This is a genomic window from Gallibacterium salpingitidis, assembly GCF_030517105.1.
Lineage (GTDB): Bacteria > Pseudomonadota > Gammaproteobacteria > Enterobacterales > Pasteurellaceae > Gallibacterium > Gallibacterium salpingitidis.
Genome location: NZ_CP103875.1, coordinates 2670001 through 2690212 on the forward strand (window position 1 = coordinate 2670001; position 20212 = coordinate 2690212).

Genomic DNA, 20212 nt, shown 5'->3' on the forward strand with positions numbered 1-20212 from the left:
AAGGCGCTTGAGAGAACTCGGGTGAAGGAACTAGGCAAAATAGCACCGTAACTTCGGGAGAAGGTGCGCTGGCGTAGTGTGAAGTCTGAACAGATGGAGCATGAACCAGTCGAAGAGACCTGCTGGCTGCAACTGTTTAATAAAAACACAGCACTCTGCAAACACGCAAGTGGACGTATAGGGTGTGACGCCTGCCCGGTGCTGGAAGGTTAATTGATGGTGTTATTGAAAGAGAAGCACTTGATCGAAGCCCCAGTAAACGGCGGCCGTAACTATAACGGTCCTAAGGTAGCGAAATTCCTTGTCGGGTAAGTTCCGACCTGCACGAATGGCGTAATGATGGCCAGGCTGTCTCCACCCGAGACTCAGTGAAATTGAAATCGCCGTGAAGATGCGGTGTACCCGCGGCTAGACGGAAAGACCCCGTGAACCTTTACTATAGCTTGACACTGAACCTTGAATTTTAATGTGTAGGATAGGTGGGAGACTGAGAGATACTGACGCCAGTTGGTAAGGAGTCGATGTTGAAATACCACCCTTTAACGTTTGATGTTCTAACGAGGTACCTGTAACGGGTATTCGGACAGTGTCTGGTGGGTAGTTTGACTGGGGCGGTCTCCTCCCAAAGAGTAACGGAGGAGTACGAAGGTTTGCTAATCACGGTCGGACATCGTGAGGTTAGTACAATGGTAGAAGCAAGCTTGACTGCGAGACGGACAAGTCGAGCAGGTACGAAAGTAGGTCATAGTGATCCGGTGGTTCTGAATGGAAGGGCCATCGCTCAACGGATAAAAGGTACTCCGGGGATAACAGGCTGATACCGCCCAAGAGTTCATATCGACGGCGGTGTTTGGCACCTCGATGTCGGCTCATCACATCCTGGGGCTGAAGTAGGTCCCAAGGGTATGGCTGTTCGCCATTTAAAGTGGTACGCGAGCTGGGTTTAGAACGTCGTGAGACAGTTCGGTCCCTATCTGCCGTGGGCGAAGGAGAATTGAGGGGGGCTGCTCCTAGTACGAGAGGACCGGAGTGGACGCACCGCTGGTGTTCCAGTTGTTTCGCCAGAAGCATTGCTGGGTAGCTAAGTGCGGGAGAGATAAGTGCTGAAAGCATCTAAGCACGAAACTTGCCCCGAGATGAGTTGTCCCAATCGAGAGATTGTAAGGGTTGTTGAAGACGACGACGTAGATAGGTGGGGTGTGTAAGTGATGTGAGTCATTGAGCTAACCCATACTAATTGCCCGAGAGGCTTAACTATACAACGCTGAAGGGTTTTTACCCGAAGAGAGCAGGTAAGAAAAGCGGAAAAGCGAAAAAAGCGAAGAAGCGAGAGAGAGAAAGCAGTGAGAGGAAAAGAAAACTCACTGATGAGTTGACAGCTTGTGAACGTTTTTTAGAGAAGAAGATAAAGCAGAAAGCGAGAAGCTAGAAGCAGAAAGTCAAAAGGATTAATCCTGGCGGCGAGAATGCGATAGACCCACCTGAATCCATGCCGAACTCAGAAGTGAAATGTCGTAATGCCGATGGTAGTGTGGGGATTCCCCATGTGAGAGTAGGTCACTGCCAGGTTATTGAAAAGAGAGAAGGACGCTAGTTGAGGAATCGACTAGCGTTTTTTTATTGTTTATGGATAATTGGATTTTACTTAGGCTATTCCAATTTCATTTTAAACATACCTTATTTTCTTAGCTCTTACTTAAAATAATCTTTTCCAGATCCTCTAGTTGTATAGCGCATTTAATTGAAAATGTGGTGTAATTAATTATTAATTTTTCATCATATTTTGAGAGAATTTATATTATTCGAGGAAGAAATTATTATTAGGATTTTTTCTTAAAGATAAGAAGTGGAATTTGCACAATAATAGCAAGCAATGTAGCGATCAAATACGATAAATATAAATTATGTTCTACCAATAATAGGCTTAAAGTATAAAAAAATATGCCAAAACCAAGAAGTCCTTTAATTAACCCTCTCATTACCAATTGTGCAGATTGGTAGCCTGAAATTTGATGAGTGAAAATACCAAGAATTAACGCCATAAATGGAAATGATGCAAGTATTCCGCTAGCTTGAGGACCAATGAATTTTGCAATAAAAGTGACAAAAATTACCAAGATAGTGATAACAACTAATCTAAGCGGGATATCCCATTTTGGCGAGGAAATCTTTATTTGATTTTGATTAGATAAGGGAATTAAAGCTAGGGAAAATATTATTAATGTTATTCCTAGTATTAGTAACTGAGATTTAGATAATGAAAGGTAAAATAAAAGAGAAGCAACTAATATAAAAGTTAAAATGGCAAATATTGAAGCAATTATTGATCCATATTTAGCAAATTTAATGTAACTGATTGCTAATAAAAGTTGCGCTGTTAGTGTACATAATGAACCAGTAATGGCATTTTGTGTAAATTCGATACCATGATCGAGAAGCAAAAAATATGAAATTGGTCCAGATGTAAGTGGTAAACCAACAATTAATCCTCCTGCAGTAGGCCCCCATTTTCGTCCAGCTAGAGTTGCAAAGAAGTAGTAAGGTAGGTGTTAGGATTAATTTTAGCAATAAAAGATTCATAATAATTTTAATAAAAATAAACGCATTCATAATTATAATGAATGCGTTTATTTTTATATAGAATTGGGAAGTTAATTATTTACCTACTTGGTTACCAATGACGCCACCAACTGCTGCACCACCAACTGTACCTAAAGCACTGCCACTAGATAGTACGGCTCCGGCAACTGCTCCAATACCAGCACCAGCGATTGTACTTTTATCTCGCTTACTTAAATTTCCGCAAGCAGCAAGAGAGAACATTAAGATTGAGATTGTGGTAAGTTTTATTATTGTTTTCATTATTTTTCTCCTTAAAAGTAATTAAAATGATCTTTCTCAGCATAACAGAGAAAGGGTAAAAACTATAGTTAGAATTTAGTCATACAATTATTGAATTAATCACCAATCACTGCTTGAGAGATTTGTTCAGCTAAGTTTTTATAAATTGAACTACCTTCTGTAGCATTAACTTTTATCTCAATTACAGTAGCGCTCTTACGTGCATAAGCATTTTTTAAAGTTGAACTGAGATCTGCCCAAGTATATGGACGAGAATAATTGAGTTCAAACATCGCTGCTATTTGAGAAAAATCTAAGCTGTGTGGTAAACGGTAATATTGCTCTTTTGCTTCTGTATCAACAGGTAACATATCAAAAATAGCGCCCCCATTATTGTTGATAACAAAAATAATTGTTGGCAAGTTTAACTTTCTGAATAAGGCAAATGAATTCAGATCATGTAATGTCGAAATATCGCCAAGCATCACTACTAATGGCAATTCTTTTGCGGTTGCGATACCTGCTGCGGTCGCTAATAAACCGTCGATACCACTTGCACCACGATTAGTATAGACAGGGTAATTGTTAGGTAATTTACAGAGAGCATCTACTAATCTAACAAATAAACTATTACCTAAAAATAAAACGCCATTATTTGGTAACAATCTTTCTACATGATGAGCTAGAGAGGCTTCATTTAAGTTACTACCTACTTGTTGCTCGATAAAAGTTGCACAGAATTGCGATAGTGCTAAAGGTTCTAATAACCAAGGCTTTTGTCTAAGCGGTGGATGAGCACGTAACCAATGATGAACTTTAGCATGAAAACGTGTTTGTTGATGATGCGATGGATCTAAACGGCGTTGTGAAGCATCAACCAACCAGTATTCACCTTGGAATGCGTTAAGGAATTGGTTAATACGTTTACTAATAATTCCGCTACCAAGTTGAATAACGATATCTGCTTGTAGTAATTGTTTAAAAACAGTTTGATTAGCTAACCAAATGTCGGCATAAGGTAAAGTGGCTTCGACACCGGATTGGATATCGGTAAGCAGTATCCATCCCATCGTATTCGCCCATGTTGCAATACCCATAGTTTGTTCGAGCGGCAATCTGCCTACTACGACAACGCCTTTTTTTGTACGCCAAAGATCCCATTTTTCATGAATTAATACTTCTATTTGATTGTCTGGGTGTTGTGTCCAAGGCTTATTGCCATTGAGCCAAGTTTTGATTGGTTGCAGCCAATTGTGCGTATCAATTTGTGCAAGATCTGCCTGATATAATGGTTCAGCAAACGGAACGTTGATATGTACAACACCAGGAGTTAATTTTTGTTGATGACAAGCTTGTTCTAGCGTTGAAACTAACCAGTTTGCTGCATAATCTTGACTTGGTTTAGGTAGATTAACGGTAGCAACTGGATAATGGGCAAACATATTTTCTTGTGGGATAGCTTGATTAGCGCCACAATCAATTAGCTCTAATGGTCGATCTGCACTCAAAATAATTAAATTGGCTTGAGTCTGATACGCTTCAACAATAGCAGGGTAAAGGTTAGCAACAGCAGTGCCTGAGGTAACAATAATTGCAACTGGATTGAGTTGTGCTTTCGCTAGACCGAGCGCAAAAAAACCTAAACCTCTCTCATCAAAATGGGTATGACAAGTGATCATACTAGCATCTTGTAAGCGAGCAGCTTCTAAAGTAAGTGGAGTTGAGCGCGAGCCAGGAGCGATACAGATATGTTTTACACCATAATTGAGCAATGTTTTTAAGATCACTTTAGACCAACAGCGATTAAACGTACTTATTGACATTATGTTCTCCTAACTCCTAATTAATCTCGAATAAAGATAATAACCCAGACATTTTCCTTTCTATTTCTAACCACTCTTCATCTGCTTTTGATTCTTTGACAATACCAGCGCCAGCAAAAAGGTGTAATTGAGTATTGGTTACTTTAGCTGAGCGCAAACCAACACAGAGTTCAGCAAAGTTTTGCGAAATAACGCCAATGGCGCCAGCATACCAATTACGCTTAAATGGTTCATTATGAGTAATAAAATCCATTGCTGCTTGTTTTGGATAACCGGCAACAGCAGCGGTTGGATGAATTGCAAATAAAGGTTCCCAATCAGTATATTCTACCGCTAATGTAGCATGAATGGGATGACATAAATGTTGTACTTTCCGTAATTGGCGCAATTGCACTTTTTCAATATTAATTTCCGTACAATAAGGCGCTAAACGATGACAGATATCATCGACAACAAATTGATTTTCTTCTAAGTTTTTTGGATCTTGTAATAACCAAGATTGGTATTTTTGTTGTTGCTGTGCTGTTTCACCAATGGGTGCAGTACCTGCTAAAGCTTCAGTATGAAAATGGTTAGCTGAACGCTGATATAAACATTCTGGACTAGCACCGAGAAAAATATTATCTGCTGTTTCTGCAAGTATAAAATGATAACAATGGTGATTTACTAAGCGGCTTGCTGCTAAGAAATCAAAGGCATTTAGTGGTTTATTTAACTGAAAGATCATCTCTTGTGCTAATACCACTTTTGCAAACTGTTTTTTCTGCATTGCAATTAATGCGTTTTGTATAAGTTGTTGCCAGCTTTGTTGATCACTGCTTTGTGACAATAAATTAGGTTTTATTTGCGATATTGATGTCAATGGTTGTTGTTCTGTCAACAAAGCTAAATCTTGCGATAATTTTTGTCGTTCATTTGACCAGTTACGATGATCGATAAAGAGTTTGACGATAACTTGGTGTGAACGGCATTCAAGATAAAGTCGAGGCAAAATAAATTGAATTTCACCAGCAAATTTTACTCCGCCGATAAAATTAAATGTTGGGTATTCCTGTTTCAATTGTGTAAGCAGCGTAAAATCGTTGATAGTGTGTATCGCACCAATAGTAGCGACAACATATTCTTGTTTACGTTGTTCAAAATAAAATTGCGGGAATAATGTTTGCGCTTTTAGCCAAGTTAATAGATCAACAGCTGGTGAATTAAGGCTAATTTGTATTTCACCGAATGATTGTGATGATGGTTGATAAATAGCAATCTGCTCAGTGAGTAATGTTTTGATTTGTTGTAATACATTCATTGCAAAAAGGGATCTATTTATCCAAAAGATTAGAAAAGGAGTAATTCTACCGTAATTTCAAATAAACTTCTTGAAAATCTTTCTAAGCCTAAAAAATTAGCGTAAAGTAATCGAAATTTACAGTTGAAATTATGCAGATAGGGTGGCGAGAATGGACTATTTTCCAAAATCAAATAAGCTGGAACACGTTTGTTATGATATTCGTGGACCAGTACATAAAGAGGCTTGTCGTTTAGAAGAAGAAGGACACAAGATTTTAAAATTAAATATCGGTAATCCAGCGCCATTTGGCTTTGAAGCGCCAGATGAGATTTTGGTTGATGTGATTAGAAATTTACCAACAGCGCAAGGTTATTGTGATTCCAAAGGGCTTTATTCAGCGCGTAAAGCGATTGTGCAGTATTACCAATCGAAAGGTTTATTAAACGTTGGGGTAAATGATGTTTATATTGGTAATGGTGTATCTGAATTAATAACTATGTCGATGCAAGCATTGTTAAATGATGGTGATGAGGTGTTAGTCCCAATGCCTGATTATCCACTATGGACAGCGGCGGTAACCTTATCTGGTGGTAAAGCAGTTCATTATTTATGCGATGAAGAACAAAATTGGTTCCCAGATATTGCAGATATTAAGAAGAAAATTTCAGAAAGAACAAAAGCCATTGTCATTATTAATCCGAACAACCCTACTGGTGCCGTTTATAGTAGAGATCTATTACTAGAGGTTGCAGAAGTCGCGCGTCAAAATAAGTTGATTGTGTTTGCTGACGAAATCTATGACAAAATTTTATATGATGGTGCAGTGCATCATCATATTGCTGCATTAGCGCCAGATTTATTGACAGTGACTTTAAATGGTCTATCAAAAGCATATCGTGTTGCAGGTTTTAGACAAGGTTGGATGGTTTTAAATGGGCCGAAAAAAGCTGCAGCAGGTTATATTGAAGGCTTAGATATGTTGGCGTCGATGCGGTTATGTGCGACTGTACCGATGCAACATGCGATCCAGACTGCACTGGGTGGTTACCAAAGTATTAATGAATTTATTTTGCCAGGTGGCCGTTTATTAGAACAACGCAATAAAGCTTATGAATTGATTAACCAGATTCCAGGGTTAAGTTGTGTTAAGCCACAAGGGGCAATGTATATGTTCCCGAAAATTGATACAGAAATGTATAACATCTATAATGACGAAAAATTTGTCTTTGATTTGTTAACACAAGAAAAGGTACTCTTGGTGCATGGTCGTGGTTTTAATTGGCACAAGCCAGATCATTTCCGTATTGTTACCTTGCCATATGTACATCAAATTGAAGAAGCAATGGTGAAATTAGCCAGATTTTTAAGCCATTATCGTCAATAAGTTATTCATAGATCCAAATTCCATTTTTGAGGTTTCCATCTCTCTTATTCTAGGATAAGAGAGATTTTTTTAGCTAAATTTTCTCTAAATAAACCGGATAAAGTTGCGTTAATTTAGCCTAGATCACAAAAATTAAATTTTTATAATAAAAACAATAAAACAGCTTTTCAAAAAATACAAAACAAATTATTATTTATCGGAGCTTTTTCTTAATATGCTTAAAATGAGGAGAAAAAAATGTTAGAAAAATTTAATTTGTCTGGAAAAGTTGCCATTGTCACTGGCTGTAATACAGGATTAGGACAAGGAATGGCATTAGGTTTGGCTGCGGCTGGTTGTGATATTGTTGGGGTGAATTTAAGTGATGCGACAGAAACTGCAGAAAAGATTGCAGCATTAGGCAGACGTTTTGTCAATTTAAAGGCAAATTTAATGGAGCAAGATCAGATTCCTTCATTAGTAGAACAAGCAGTAGCTGCTTTTGGCAAGATTGATATTCTTGTTAATAATGCAGGTATTATTCGTCGTGAAGATGCGATCGATTTTACTGAACAAAACTGGGATGATGTAATTAACATCAACTTAAAAACAGTATTTTTCTTTTCACAAACTGTAGCGAAACAGTTTATTAAGCAACAATCTGGCGGTAAGATTATTAACATTGCTTCTATGCTTTCATTCCAAGGCGGAATTCGTGTACCTTCATACACTGCGTCTAAAAGCGCTGTTATGGGGATTACTCGTGCTATGGCCAATGAGTGGGCGAAATATAACATTAACGTTAATGCTATTGCCCCAGGATATATGGCAACCGACAACACAGCAGCATTACGCAGTGATGATGTTAGAAGCAAAGAAATTTTAGATCGTATTCCAGCTAGCCGTTGGGGTTTACCAGAAGATGTAGCTGGCCCATGTATATTCTTGGCATCTGCGGCGGCAGATTATATCAATGGTTATACTGTTGCAGTTGATGGCGGCTGGTTAGCAAGATAATAGAGAGTAAAAAGGAGTGCTTACAATGCAGAATAAAATTGCAATTTTAGGGGAATGTATGATTGAACTATCTGGCGATAAAGCTGGTTATCGTCAGGGGTTTGCGGGTGATACATTAAATACGGCGATTTATCTTTCGCGTTTGTTAGGCGCTTCGGCACAGGTTGCTTATATTACGGGTGTTGGTAAAGATGATTTAAGTCAAGAGATGCTAGCATATTGGCGTACAGAAAATATTGATACATCAGCTGTGTTCACAGTACCAAATAAGCAACCTGGCTTATATATGATTAAAACAGATCCTAATGGGGAACGTCGCTTTTTGTATTGGCGTAACGATGCAGCAGCGCGTTATTGGTTAGCAAATCTCACCGTTGCGGATGTGGTTAAAGCGTTATCATCATACCAATACCTTTATTTAAGCGGAATTAGCTTGGCTATTTTGCCAGTAGCAGATCGTGAAAAATTGTTAGCTGCAATTGAACAATTATCTGTCAAAGTGATTTTTGATAATAACTATCGTCCAGCCTTGTGGGAAAGTATTGAAGCGACGCAAGCAGCATATAAGAAAATTCTTTCTTTAGCGGAAATGGCTTTCCTAACTTTTGAAGATGACCAAGCGTTATATGGTTTTACCGATTATGAACAATCGATAAAACAAGCATTGCAGTTAGGCGTAAAAGAAGTGGTTGTGAAAAGAGGTAAAGAGCCTTGTGTGGTGGCGACAACTACTGAACGTTGTGAAGTTGCAGCAGTGAGTGTGGAGAAAGTTGTCGATACGACAGCAGCAGGTGATTCTTTTAGTGCGAGCTATTTAGCGAAAAGATTACAAGGCGGCACGATTGCGGAATCTGCAGCAGCAGGACATCAAGTAGCTAGCACCGTTATTCAATACAAAGGTGCTATTATTCCAACAACCGCTATGCCATCAATTTAATTATTGTTTGTCATTCAAGACAGGATAACCATAGAAACCTAAGCGTTCGGAAATGTGTTTTCCAGCTTGTTGCAATAGATTAACTAAATATGGGCGTTCTTTTTCTTTAAAACGAATTGACGGTAAAGAAATAGAAACGCCTGCAATAATTTGCCCTAAACGATTATAAACTGGTGCAGCGATACAAATTAACCCGTCTTCTTGCTCTTCGTTATCTTCTGCGTAATGTTGTTCACGAACAAGGTGGATTTCAGGGATTAGTTTTTCCACATTACTTACAGTATTCTTTGTAGATTGTACAAATTCAACACCATCTAAAATTGAACGTACAACATCATCAGTAACCCCTGAAAGTAAAATTTTACCAATAGCGGTACTGTATAACGGATTACGGCGACCAATTCGTGATTGCATACGTAAATTGTATTTTGAATCGATTTTATGTAGGTAAACAATTTCGTGACCTTCTAAAATACCAAGGTGTAACGCTTCACCTGTTTTTTCAGAAATACCACGCATTTCTTTATCAGCAAATGCAATCAGGTCAACATATTCTAATGATCTTGCACTAAGCTCAAAAAGCTTAAGACTGAGGCCATATTTATCACTGTCATCCTCTTGATAGACATAGCCTAAATTTTTCATTGTTTGTAGAAAACGATAAGTCGTGCTTTTTGACATCATCAATTTTTGTGATAACTCGGTAATACCGATATCTTTTTGTTCAGATAAGATTTCTAAAATACTGAAAACTTTCAGTACTGAAGCAACTGATTCTATTGAGGTATTTTCTTTTTTCATCTTTTTAAATTAGTTCCCCATAACAACAAAACTGACGAATTATAAACAATCATATTCTTATTAGAAATATTTTGTTTAGCGAATATACGATTCTCAGGTTTAAACAGAGTAAGTTAGCTATCTAATCTGATTATCCCAAGCAAACTATAACCTTCATTTTTATAAAAATAAAACATTGTTTTAAAATTTTTAGATCTAAATCACAAATTTGATTTTTGGTGATGGACGGAAATGAAATTCTGTTTTAGATTTAGCTCAATTATTTTAGGAGGTATGGAATGAAGGTTCTACATAATATGCATCCATTAGATGCGAAATCTTATGATACAGATCGTTTACGTGAAGCATTTCTTTGCGCAGATTTATTTCAAGTCGGCAAAATTAATGTCGTTTATAGCCATATTGATCGTTTAGTTGCATTAGGCGCAATACCTAATGGTTCAGCGAAATTGTCATTAGATGAAGTTATTGATAAGAAATCTTTTGGTACAGAATTTTTCTTAGAACGTAGAGAATTAGGATTGATCAACCTTGGGGGTACAGCGTTAGTTGAAACAAAACAATGCAGTTTTACATTAGATCATTTGGATGCTGTGTATTTAGGAAAAGAAACAGAGGAAATTGTTTTTTCTTCTTTAGATCAACAACAACCAGCAGTGCTATATGGTCTTAGTGCACCAGCACATCATTCATTCCCAAGTAAGTTAGTGAAATATAGTGATGCACGTAAAGTAAAACTAGGTTCATTAGAAAATTCTAATGCACGTACCATTAATCAATATCTACATCCTGATGTATTACAAACTTGCCAGCTTTGTATGGGAATGACAGAGCTAGAAAAAGGTAGTGTTTGGAATACTATGCCTGCTCATACGCATGAACGTCGTATGGAAGCTTACCTCTATTTCAATATTGAACCTGATCAAGTCGTTTTTCATTTCTTAGGCGAGCCAACAGAAACTCGTCATATTGTGGTGCGAGATAAACAATTAATTATTTCGCCAAGCTGGTCAATTCATTCTGGTTGCGGTACGAAGAATTACAGCTTTGTTTGGGGTATGGCTGGTGAAAATCAAACTTTTGATGATATGGATTTCATTCCAATGCAAGAGTTACGTTAGTCATATCTGTTCATTTTTCTACAAACTATCCAAAACAGGAGAGCAAGATGAAAATCTTCAAATTATCTAAAAAAGCCACTCTTTTAGCTGCAGCCATTACAGCGCTTTATTCTTCATATGTTGCTGCCGCAACAGAATTGAAAGTGGCGTTTAACCAATCTGATAAACACCCACAATACCAAGCATTAAAAGAGTTTGGTGAACAATTATCTAAAGCGACAGATGGGCGTTATAAAGTGAGTGTATTCCCAAATGAATTATTAGGGGATCAACGTGCTTCATTAGAATTAGTACAAAATGGTGCAATTCAAATGGCGGTAGTTGCTAATCCGTTAGTAGAAAACTATGACAAAACCTTTGCTGTATTAGGTATTCCATATGTTTATGCAAACACTGCTCACCAAGAGAAAGTGTTTACTTCAGATATTTTAGATAATCTCTTTGCTTCAACTAAAAAATTTGGTTTTGAGGTATTAACTGCTTATACCGCAGGTGCAAGAAGTCTTTATACCAAAGGTACACCAATTAAAACAATTGCAGACCTTAAAGGTAAGAAAATCCGCGTATTGCAATCTGACACTATGATTAAAATGTTGTCTTGTATGGGCGGTACCGGTGTACCAATGAACCAAGGTGAAGTTTATACCGCGATTCAACAAGGTGTGTTGGATGGTGCAGAAAATAATGAAATTACTTATGCAGATTTAAAACAATATGAAGTAGCGCCTTACTTCTCTCGTACAGGCCACTTACGTGTTGCAGATTTGTTAGTTGTTAGCGAATCTTTCTTATCTTCAATGATTCCAGAAGATCAAGCCACTTTGAAGAAATTAGCAAAAGAAAGCACCAAGAAAGAATTTGAGCTATGGAATGCGCAAATTAAAACTGCGGAAGCATTTGCTAAAGAAAAAGGAGCAACTTTCGTAGAAGTGGATACCAAACCATTCCAAGAAAGCTGCAAACCGTTACAAGAAGAGTTAATCAAAACACCTGAACAAAAAGCGTTATATGAAAAAATTATCGCATTGAAATAAGCAAAAATAAGATAGGCGAGTCGGTTCGCCTATCTTTATTTGTTGGTATGGTGCGTGGAGGTGTGTGGTGTTTAGTGTTTTATGTTTAATTAAAAAAGTTCTCGATAAGATTATTGAAGGGATCTGTATTTTTATTGTTGGCTTGATGACAGTATTGATTACTTATCAAGTCGTTTCTCGTTACGTGTTTAATAGTCCAAGTGCAGTTAGTGAAGTTTTATCTCGTTATCTCTTTGTGTGGCTGATTTTATTTGCTGGTGCTTATGTTTTTGGTTTAAGAGAACATATGGAAATTGCGTTTTTGAAAAATAAACTTTCGCCAAAATTACAACTTGTTGCTAATTCTATTTCAGAAATTGCGATTGCTGCTTTTGGTATTGGTGTGATGATTATTGGTGGTTATAGCGCAACTATTAAGCAGATGTTCCAATTAGATTCAGCATTACAAATTCCTATTGGAGTGATTTATTCAGCAATTCCAATTAGTGGTGGAATTATTGTGTTTTATTCGATTTTTAATTTAATGAAATTTTATCAGCGTGCAGATAAATGATTTTCATAGAGGAAATTTACTATGGACTTAGCTACAACCGCCGCGTTAATTATGCTTGTTGGCACAGTGTTTTTATTGGTGATAGGCGCACCGATTAGTATTAGTGTTGGCGTTTCATCTGTTGCTGCAATGTTATCTATTTTGCCATTTCAAGGCGGTATGGTGACTTCAGCACAACGTATTTTTGTTGGTTTAGATTCTTTTGCTTTACTCGCCATCCCATTTTTTATTTTGGCTGGCAATATTATGAATAGTGGTGGTATCGCTATTCGTTTGATCAATTTTGCGAAGATTTTTAGTAGTTTTTTACCAGGATCACTTGCTCAAACAACGATCATTTCCAATATGCTATTTGGTTCAATCAGTGGTTCTGGAGTGGCATCGGCGGCTGCTGTTGGTGGCATTATGACGCCAATTGAGAAAAAGGAAGGATATGATCCACGTTATAGTGCGGCAGTAAATATCGCATCAGCACCGACAGGAATGTTGATTCCACCAAGTAATACTGTAATTGTGTATGCAACAGTGGCTGGTAGTGTCTCTGTTTCTGCATTATTTATGGCGGGTTATTTGCCAGGTATCTTGTGGGGTATCGCAGTGATGATTATTGCTGGGTTTATGGCGAAAAAACGTGGCTATGTTGCAAGAACAAAGATTACTTGTGCAGAAAGTCTAAAGGTCACATTAGCTGCTATTCCTAGCCTCTCTTTAGTATTGATTGTGATTGGTGGTATTTTAGCTGGAGTATTTACAGCGACAGAAGCATCAGCAATTGCTGTTGTCTATTCCTTAATATTAAGTGTTTGTTATAGAACGCTCTCATTTAAAATGTTGCCGCAAATTTTCTTACAAACAGCAAAAATGTCTGCGATCGTAATCTTTATGTTGGCAACTTCTTCTGTAATGTCATGGGTTATGGCATTTACCCAGATTCCGAATATGATTGCTTCAGGATTATTATCTGTTACCGATAATCCAATTCTGATCTTATTAATTATTAACATTATTCTGTTGCTTGTTGGTACCTTTATGGATCCAACACCTGCGGTATTAATTTTTACACCGATCTTCTTACCGATTTGTACTTCATTGGGTATGAGCCCAGTGCAGTTCGGGATCTTATTAGTATTTAATTTGTCATTGGGAACGATTACACCGCCAGTAGGACCGATTCTCTTTACTGGTTGTAAGGTTGGTAATGTTGAGATTGAACAAGTGATTAAAACGTTATTGCCATTCTTCTTTGCAATTTTCGTCACTTTGATGTTAGTGACTTATATCCCAGCAATTTCGATGTCTGTACCAGAATTAATGGGATTAGTGAAATAAGTGATAAAAAAGGGTAGATGAGATGTATAACCATCTGATCTACCTTTTTAAAATTAATACAGGTTTGTGAAATAAAAACTAGATATGTTGGGTAATGAGATTTGAGCATTCGTCATACGTTAGAAAGCGATTTTAGTAGTTGAGGGATATAACCACTAATACGGTATTTCTAATATATAACTTAGTTTTATATCTTAGGAGAGCACTATGAATGCAACACAAGTATTGTCTGGATCGGAAGATACAGAATTTAAAAGACAATTGACTCGGGCGAAGATAGGAGCAGCAATTGGTACGTCACTTGACCAAATGGAAATGACACTATTTTCTTTAGCTTCTGCATTATGTTTTGGGCAAGTTTTTTTTCCGAATACAGATCCTAAAATTGCACTAATTTCTGCTTTTGGTATTTATGGCGTAGGCTTTTTGGTACGCCCGATCGGTGGTGTGATTTTTTCTCATCTAGGTGAAATTTATGGTAGAAAATGGGTGCTCTCAATGACAGTAATGTTGATGGGATTAGCAACATTTTGTATCGGTTTAATTCCATCTTATAGTGCGATAGGAATTTGGGCACCAATTTTATTGGTTTTATGTCGTTGTGTTCAGGGTGCAGCCGTTGGTGCTGAATATACTTCTGGGACGACTTATTTAACCGAGATTGCACCAATTGGAAAACGAGGTATTACTGCAAGTTTTGTCTGGGCTGGCGCTAGTGCGGGTACGGTAGTAGGTGGTTTAGTTTGGACAGTTGTGCTTACTAGTTTAAGTCGAGAAGATTTGACTGCGTGGGGTTGGCGCATTCCTTTCTTGCTTACTATCTTTGTTACAATGTTTGCGATTTGGATGCGCTTAAAATTACATGAATCGCCAGTCTTCTTAGATAAACAAAAAGAATTTAAGGAAAGAGCAAAACGTGCAGCGCCAATTGTGGAAGCGTGGCAAAAATCAAAGAAAAATATGTTGCGTATCTTTGGTTTTACTTTCCCATGTGTCGGTCATTCATTTATGTATCAAGCCTTTTTAGGTGGATACATTGTAAATTATGTACGTGCTGATGGCGGACCTATTTTCTCTACTGCGACGGCGATTGGGGCAACTATAGGAATTATCGGTGGTTTATTTGGTGGTTGGTTATCAGATAAAATTGGGCGTCGCAAAGCCGGACTAATCTATGCCGTCATTATGTGCATTTTCCCAATTTTGGCTTTCACGATGGTCAATACAGGCTCACCAATTTTGATTGGCTTAGTAATGGTATTTTGTTTCTGGTTCCCTGCAGAAGGTGCAATGGGAGTACAAAGCCCACAATTACCAGAAATTTTTGGATCTAGATATAGATATAGCGCATTAACCTTAGCACGTGAAATTGGAGCAATTGGTGGTGGATTGGTACCAATGTTAGCGTCTATTATTCTTGCTTATTTAGGTGGTTGGGTTGCTGTAGCTATCTTTATGAGTTTATTAATGTTAATTAATGTTTATACAACATATGTAACAATAGAAACTAAAGATCGTGATTTATACGATGAACGGGATGCGATGTAAAACATAGCAAAATGAAAAGTATATAAATTTAGTTGGGTTATGATAAAAAGCTAAAAGATATTTCGTTTTTTAGCTTTTTCTTTACAAGAATGTGCACGATGTAGGTTAAAGGAGTAATAGAAATTAAGATTGATGTTATGTTTGAACAATTATTTAATTTGCCGCAATTATTAGGAATTGCCGCATTTATATTAGGTGTGCTCTCTTTTTATCAACGTAATGATAAAAAACTAAAGGCGGTGATGTTAATCCAAAATTTAGTTTATATGACACACTTTATTTTATTGGGATCGTATGTTTCGGCATTGAGTTCGTTATTGTCTGCCTGTCGGACTGCTACTGCGATTTATGTTTCTTCCAAATATGTGGCACTATTTTTTGTCATTATTGGTATTACGTTTGGCTATGTCGTAGCGGATTCGATTTGGCAATTTTTCCCGATTTTAGGCACAACTATTGGCACCATTTCATTATTTCTCTTAAAAGGGATTCCGATGAGAGTGTTAATGTTAATGGGATCAGGATGTTGGCTAACAAATAATATTTTAGTCGGTTCTTATGGCGGTATTTTGCTAGAATCAACAGTAATTGTGATGAACTCAATCACTATTTTGCGCTTAGTATTACAAAATAGAGAAAAACAACAATTAGTATCTTAATCAAAGAAAGGTAGAGAAAATATTCAGTTTTTTAGCGATCTATTTTGATGATCAGGCTTGAGAAATCAAGATAAAGTGAGTATAATCCACGACCTTTAATATAGTTAGTAGCGGGTCGGGTTTCATACCTGACGAGGTAGCTAACAAATCTAAACCAATTAGAATGTTGGTAATCCGAACCGTAGAGCTTAAGCTTTAGTTAATTATTGGAGAATTACAAATGTCCAGAGTCTGTCAAGTAACAGGCAAACGTCCGGCAGTTGGTAACAATCGTTCACACGCAATGAACGCAACTCGTCGTCGTTTTTTACCAAATCTTCACACTCACCGTTTCTGGGTTGAAAGTGAAAACCGTTTCGTTACTTTACGCTTAACAGCGAAAGGTATGCGTATTATTGATAAAAAAGGCATCGATGCAGTTTTAGCTGATCTTCGTGCTAAAGGCGAAAAAATCTAAGGAGCTGAAAAATGGCAGCAAAAGGTGCTCGTGAAAAAATTAGACTAGTTTCTACAGCTGAAACAGGTCATTTTTACACTACAACTAAAAATAAACGTAACATGCCAGAAAAAATGGAAATCAAAAAATATGATCCAGTTGTTCGTAAGCATGTTATTTATAAAGAAGCGAAAATTAAGTAATCGTTTTTTTATAACACAATTCTTTTAATTGATAACTGCACCCAACGGTTTTGCTGATGGGTGCAGTTTTTTATCTATTATTTGGTGAAATAGGTTAATAATATTTCCTGAATTGAGTCAGAAAGAAAACGGTAGTATTCTGAACGATAACGTCATTAACCAAAGGAAAAATAATGAGGCAAGCTGAACGACCATTATCTGGTTTTCTATTGGCATTAACGACAGCGATTTGTTGGGGATCTCTGCCGCTTGCTTTACAGCGTGTATTAACAGTATTAGATAGCTATACCATTGTGTGGCTGCGCTTTTTAATCGCAATGTTAGGATTAGCGATTATTCTAATGATGACAGGTAAGTTGCCGAAAATAAAAGTCGCTTTTAACCAGCGTTTTCGTTGGATTACCTTAGTTGGTTGTATGGGGTTAGCGGTTAACTTTATCCTTTTTAATACTTCATTAGAATATATTAATCCGTCAGTATCACAAGTATTGGGGCAAGTTTCCCCTTTCTTTATGATGTTGGCTGGAGTCCTTATCTTTAAAGAAAGACTTAGTTGGAATCAAAAACTAGGTGCTACATTATTATTTGTTGGCTTACTGACTTTTTTTAATGAACGTTTAGTCGAATTATTTACTAGCTTAACAGCCTATACAAAAGGGGTTTTGCTGTGCGTATCTGCAGCAATTATTTGGGTATCTTATGCAATTGCGCAAAAGTTATTATTACGCCGTTTTAGTTCACAGCAAATTTTATTAATTTTTTATATTGGAGCTGCGTTAATTTTTACACCATTTAGCCAACCCTCGAGCCTATCAGGCTTGAATTGGACTACTGGATTATGTTTGGTTTATTGCTGTTTAAATACATTAGTTGCGTATGGTGCTTATGCAGAAGCATTAAATCGTTGGGAAGTAGCAAAAGTAAGCTCAATTATTACATTAACCCCATTGTTTACTATCTTGTTTGTGGAAATATTTCATCGTACTTTTCCTGATACCGTTGCAGCATCAAATTTAAATTTTTTAGCTTATGTTGGTGCATTTATTGTGGTATTAGGTGCTTTGTGTTCAGCAGCAGGACATAAATTAATTAAGACACGTCGGTTTGACGTCATAGGAGATAAATAATTATGAAATTTATTGATGAAGCATTAATTAGAGTAGAAGCTGGTGACGGTGGTAATGGCTGCGTTAGCTTTCGCCGTGAAAAATATATTCCTAAAGGTGGTCCAGATGGCGGTGATGGCGGTGATGGTGGTGATGTCTATTTAATTGCAGATGAAAATTTAAATACATTAGTAGATTACCGCTTTGAGAAACGTTTTGCTGCTGGACGTGGTGAAAATGGTCGTAGTTCAAATTGTACTGGGCATAGAGGTAATGATATTACTTTGCGAGTACCAGTTGGAACACGTGCAATCGATAATGATACTAAGGAAATTGTGGGAGATTTAACTGAACACAATATGAAATTATTGGTTGCAAAGGGGGGTTATCATGGACTTGGTAATACCCGTTTTAAATCTTCGGTGAATCGTGCGCCTCGCCAAAAAACGAATGGTACTCCGGGTGAAAAACGTGATTTACAGTTAGAGTTGATGCTTCTTGCTGATGTAGGAATGTTAGGTTTGCCAAATGCAGGAAAATCAACCTTTATTCGTGCAGTATCTGCGGCTAAACCAAAAGTGGCTGATTACCCATTTACCACATTAGTACCAAGTTTAGGGGTAGTAAAAGTAGATGCAAATCGTAGCTTTGTTGTTGCGGATATTCCAGGATTGATCGAGGGAGCTTCCGAAGGCGCTGGGCTAGGAACACGTTTCCTTAAGCATTTGGAACGTTGTCGAGTATTGATCCATTTAGTGGATATTTTACCAATCGATGAAAGCGATCCTGCTGATAATATTGCGATTATTGAAACTGAGCTTTTCCAATATAGTGAAAAATTAGCAGAAAAACCACGTTGGTTGGTATTCAATAAGATTGATACGATGGATGAAGAAGAAGCACAACAACGTGCAGCTGAGATTGCAGAACGTATCGGTTGGGAAGAGGAGTACTATTTGATTTCTGCGGCAACAGGTAAGAATGTGCCTGATTTGGTTCGGGATGTGATGGATTTCATTGAAGCAAATCCACGTGAGAAAGCAGTTGTTCCTGAAAATGAAGAAGTGAAATTTAAATGGGAAGATTACCATCAACAACAATTGGCAGATGCTGAAATTATTGAAGATGACGATGATTGGGATGATGACTGGTCAGAAGAAGATGAAGAGGGTGTAGAGATCATCTATAAACCTTAAAAATTAGAATGATAAGCGGCGGATTTATTCCGCCGTTTTTGTTTGTTGTAACGCTGAAGCAAGCTTACCTTGATGTTGTTGTAATAGTTGTTCTGCTTGTGGGCGAGATAAACCGCCTAAAATCATCATAATTGCTAATTTCGCTTGGTTATCAGCTAATTGTAAATAGTGAGCGGCAGTATCTTGATCACAATCAGTCGCTTGCATCACGATTTTGATGGCACGATAACGCAATTTTTCATTGGTTGCTTGTACATTGACCATTAAGTTCTGATAACACTTACCTGTTTGCACCATACTGGCAGTAGAAAGCATATTGAGTACCATTTTTTGCGCTGTACCGGCTTTTAAGCGAGAGGAGCCAGTTAGGATCTCAGCACCTACTACTGGTGTAATTGCAATATCAGCAATTTCAGCCATTGCTGAATTTGGATTACAACTAATTGCAATTGTAAATGCACCAATTTGTTTAGCATATTGCAAACCACCTAAGACATAAGGCGTTCTACCACTAACAGCTAAACCGACCAGTACATCTTTGCTTGATAACTGGAGTTGCTGTAAGTCACTTTTTCCCATTTCTGCATTATCTTCCGCATTTTCGACTGCTTGACGGATAGCACGATCACCGCCAGAGATAATACCAACAACTTGCGTTGCGGGTACGCCAAATGTTGGCGGACATTCAGAAGCATCTAAAATACCGAGCCGTCCACTCGTACCAGCGCCTTGATAAATCAAACGCCCACCTTGCTGAAAGGCCGCCACAATATGATCAATGGCATTAGCAATTTGTGGTAATTGGGATTGAATAGCCAACGCAACTTGTTGATCTTCTTGATTCATTAATTGCACGATTTCTAATGAAGATAAATGATCCAATAACATTGAGTTTGAGTTGCGTTGTTCGGAAGTCAGTTTGTCGAGAGTTTGTGTAAGAGATGACATAGCGGAATCCTAAAA

The 20212-nt window shown here is 37.5% G+C and carries 19 protein-coding genes and 2 rRNA genes (1 of these 21 cut by a window edge); 15 read left to right on the forward strand and 6 right to left on the reverse strand.

Annotation, left to right across the window (positions count from 1 at the left end; all coding sequences use genetic code 11):
- Positions 1-1258, forward strand: a 23S ribosomal RNA gene (locus NYR30_RS12695); it begins 1631 nt to the left of the window's first position.
- A 195-nt stretch (positions 1259-1453) separates the two neighbouring features.
- A 5S ribosomal RNA gene (rrf, locus tag NYR30_RS12700) occupies positions 1454-1569 on the forward strand.
- A gap of 251 nt (positions 1570-1820) precedes the next feature.
- Here the strand turns inward: rrf and NYR30_RS12705 are convergent.
- The 4 genes from NYR30_RS12705 to NYR30_RS12720 all read right to left on the reverse strand — a co-directional run bounded on the left by NYR30_RS12705 (position 1821) and on the right by NYR30_RS12720 (position 5964).
- Positions 1821-2441, reverse strand: coding sequence for a hypothetical protein (locus NYR30_RS12705; RefSeq protein ID WP_082987489.1), 621 nt, complete (start codon positions 2439-2441; stop codon positions 1821-1823).
- A 214-nt stretch (positions 2442-2655) separates the two neighbouring features.
- Positions 2656-2862 carry a YMGG-like glycine zipper-containing protein gene (locus tag NYR30_RS12710; protein ID WP_066114233.1) on the reverse strand — a complete coding sequence of 69 codons (207 nt, stop codon included), beginning with the start codon at positions 2860-2862 and terminating at the stop codon, positions 2656-2658.
- Positions 2863-2957: 95 nt separating this feature from the next.
- Positions 2958-4664, reverse strand: a complete 1707-nt coding sequence (gene menD, locus NYR30_RS12715; protein WP_066114236.1) for a 2-succinyl-5-enolpyruvyl-6-hydroxy-3-cyclohexene-1-carboxylic-acid synthase — start codon at positions 4662-4664, stop codon at positions 2958-2960.
- Between the two features lie 16 nt (positions 4665-4680).
- The gene (locus NYR30_RS12720) at positions 4681-5964 is read right to left on the reverse strand and encodes an isochorismate synthase (RefSeq protein WP_066114238.1); all 1284 of its coding nucleotides are present in this window, start codon (positions 5962-5964) and stop codon (positions 4681-4683) included.
- A 151-nt stretch (positions 5965-6115) separates the two neighbouring features.
- Between NYR30_RS12720 and NYR30_RS12725 the strand changes: the two genes are divergently transcribed.
- The 3 genes from NYR30_RS12725 (at position 6116) to kdgK (ending at position 9263) form a co-directional block, all read left to right on the forward strand.
- A complete protein-coding gene (locus NYR30_RS12725) occupies positions 6116-7330 on the forward strand; it encodes a pyridoxal phosphate-dependent aminotransferase (RefSeq protein ID WP_302501300.1) in 1215 nt (404 codons plus the stop codon).
- A gap of 237 nt (positions 7331-7567) precedes the next feature.
- Positions 7568-8326, forward strand: coding sequence for a 2-dehydro-3-deoxy-D-gluconate 5-dehydrogenase KduD (gene kduD, locus NYR30_RS12730; RefSeq protein ID WP_302501301.1), 759 nt, complete (start codon positions 7568-7570; stop codon positions 8324-8326).
- Between the two features lie 25 nt (positions 8327-8351).
- Positions 8352-9263, forward strand: a complete 912-nt coding sequence (gene kdgK / locus NYR30_RS12735) for a 2-dehydro-3-deoxygluconokinase (protein ID WP_302501302.1) — start codon at positions 8352-8354, stop codon at positions 9261-9263.
- Here the strand turns inward: kdgK and kdgR are convergent, their stop codons facing one another.
- A complete protein-coding gene (gene kdgR, locus NYR30_RS12740) occupies positions 9264-10064 on the reverse strand; it encodes a DNA-binding transcriptional regulator KdgR (RefSeq protein ID WP_066109362.1) in 801 nt (266 codons plus the stop codon).
- A gap of 278 nt (positions 10065-10342) precedes the next feature.
- Here kdgR and kduI point away from each other — a divergent pair, with 278 nt between their 5' ends.
- The 10 genes from kduI (at position 10343) to cgtA (ending at position 19249) form a co-directional block, all read left to right on the forward strand.
- Entirely contained in the window at positions 10343-11185 is an 843-nt protein-coding gene (kduI, locus tag NYR30_RS12745; RefSeq protein WP_066114244.1) for a 5-dehydro-4-deoxy-D-glucuronate isomerase, read from the forward strand.
- Between the two features lie 47 nt (positions 11186-11232).
- The gene (locus NYR30_RS12750) at positions 11233-12219 is read left to right on the forward strand and encodes a TRAP transporter substrate-binding protein (protein WP_302501303.1); all 987 of its coding nucleotides are present in this window, start codon (positions 11233-11235) and stop codon (positions 12217-12219) included.
- Between the two features lie 67 nt (positions 12220-12286).
- Complete coding sequence (locus NYR30_RS12755) at positions 12287-12772, forward strand: TRAP transporter small permease (RefSeq protein ID WP_066114262.1); 486 nt, start codon at positions 12287-12289, stop codon at positions 12770-12772.
- A gap of 21 nt (positions 12773-12793) precedes the next feature.
- On the forward strand, positions 12794-14101 hold the full coding sequence (locus tag NYR30_RS12760) for a TRAP transporter large permease (protein WP_066109350.1): 1308 nt from the start codon (positions 12794-12796) through the stop codon (positions 14099-14101).
- Between the two features lie 207 nt (positions 14102-14308).
- Positions 14309-15649 (forward strand): MFS transporter, encoded by a 1341-nt coding sequence (locus NYR30_RS12765; RefSeq protein ID WP_066114250.1) that lies wholly within the window; start codon positions 14309-14311, stop codon positions 15647-15649.
- Between the two features lie 137 nt (positions 15650-15786).
- Positions 15787-16308, forward strand: a complete 522-nt coding sequence (locus NYR30_RS12770; protein ID WP_066114252.1) for a YgjV family protein — start codon at positions 15787-15789, stop codon at positions 16306-16308.
- Between the two features lie 220 nt (positions 16309-16528).
- Entirely contained in the window at positions 16529-16765 is a 237-nt protein-coding gene (rpmB, locus tag NYR30_RS12775; RefSeq protein ID WP_013746215.1) for a 50S ribosomal protein L28, read from the forward strand.
- Between the two features lie 11 nt (positions 16766-16776).
- Positions 16777-16947 carry a 50S ribosomal protein L33 gene (gene rpmG / locus NYR30_RS12780; RefSeq protein ID WP_066109341.1) on the forward strand — a complete coding sequence of 57 codons (171 nt, stop codon included), beginning with the start codon at positions 16777-16779 and terminating at the stop codon, positions 16945-16947.
- Between the two features lie 173 nt (positions 16948-17120).
- Entirely contained in the window at positions 17121-18074 is a 954-nt protein-coding gene (locus tag NYR30_RS12785) for a DMT family transporter (RefSeq protein WP_066114255.1), read from the forward strand.
- 2 nt (positions 18075-18076) lie between these two features.
- Positions 18077-19249 (forward strand): Obg family GTPase CgtA, encoded by a 1173-nt coding sequence (cgtA, locus tag NYR30_RS12790; protein ID WP_302501310.1) that lies wholly within the window; start codon positions 18077-18079, stop codon positions 19247-19249.
- A 24-nt stretch (positions 19250-19273) separates the two neighbouring features.
- Here the strand turns inward: cgtA and murQ are convergent, their stop codons facing one another.
- Entirely contained in the window at positions 19274-20197 is a 924-nt protein-coding gene (gene murQ, locus NYR30_RS12795) for an N-acetylmuramic acid 6-phosphate etherase (protein WP_066422136.1), read from the reverse strand.
- Positions 20198-20212 lie beyond the last annotated feature (15 nt).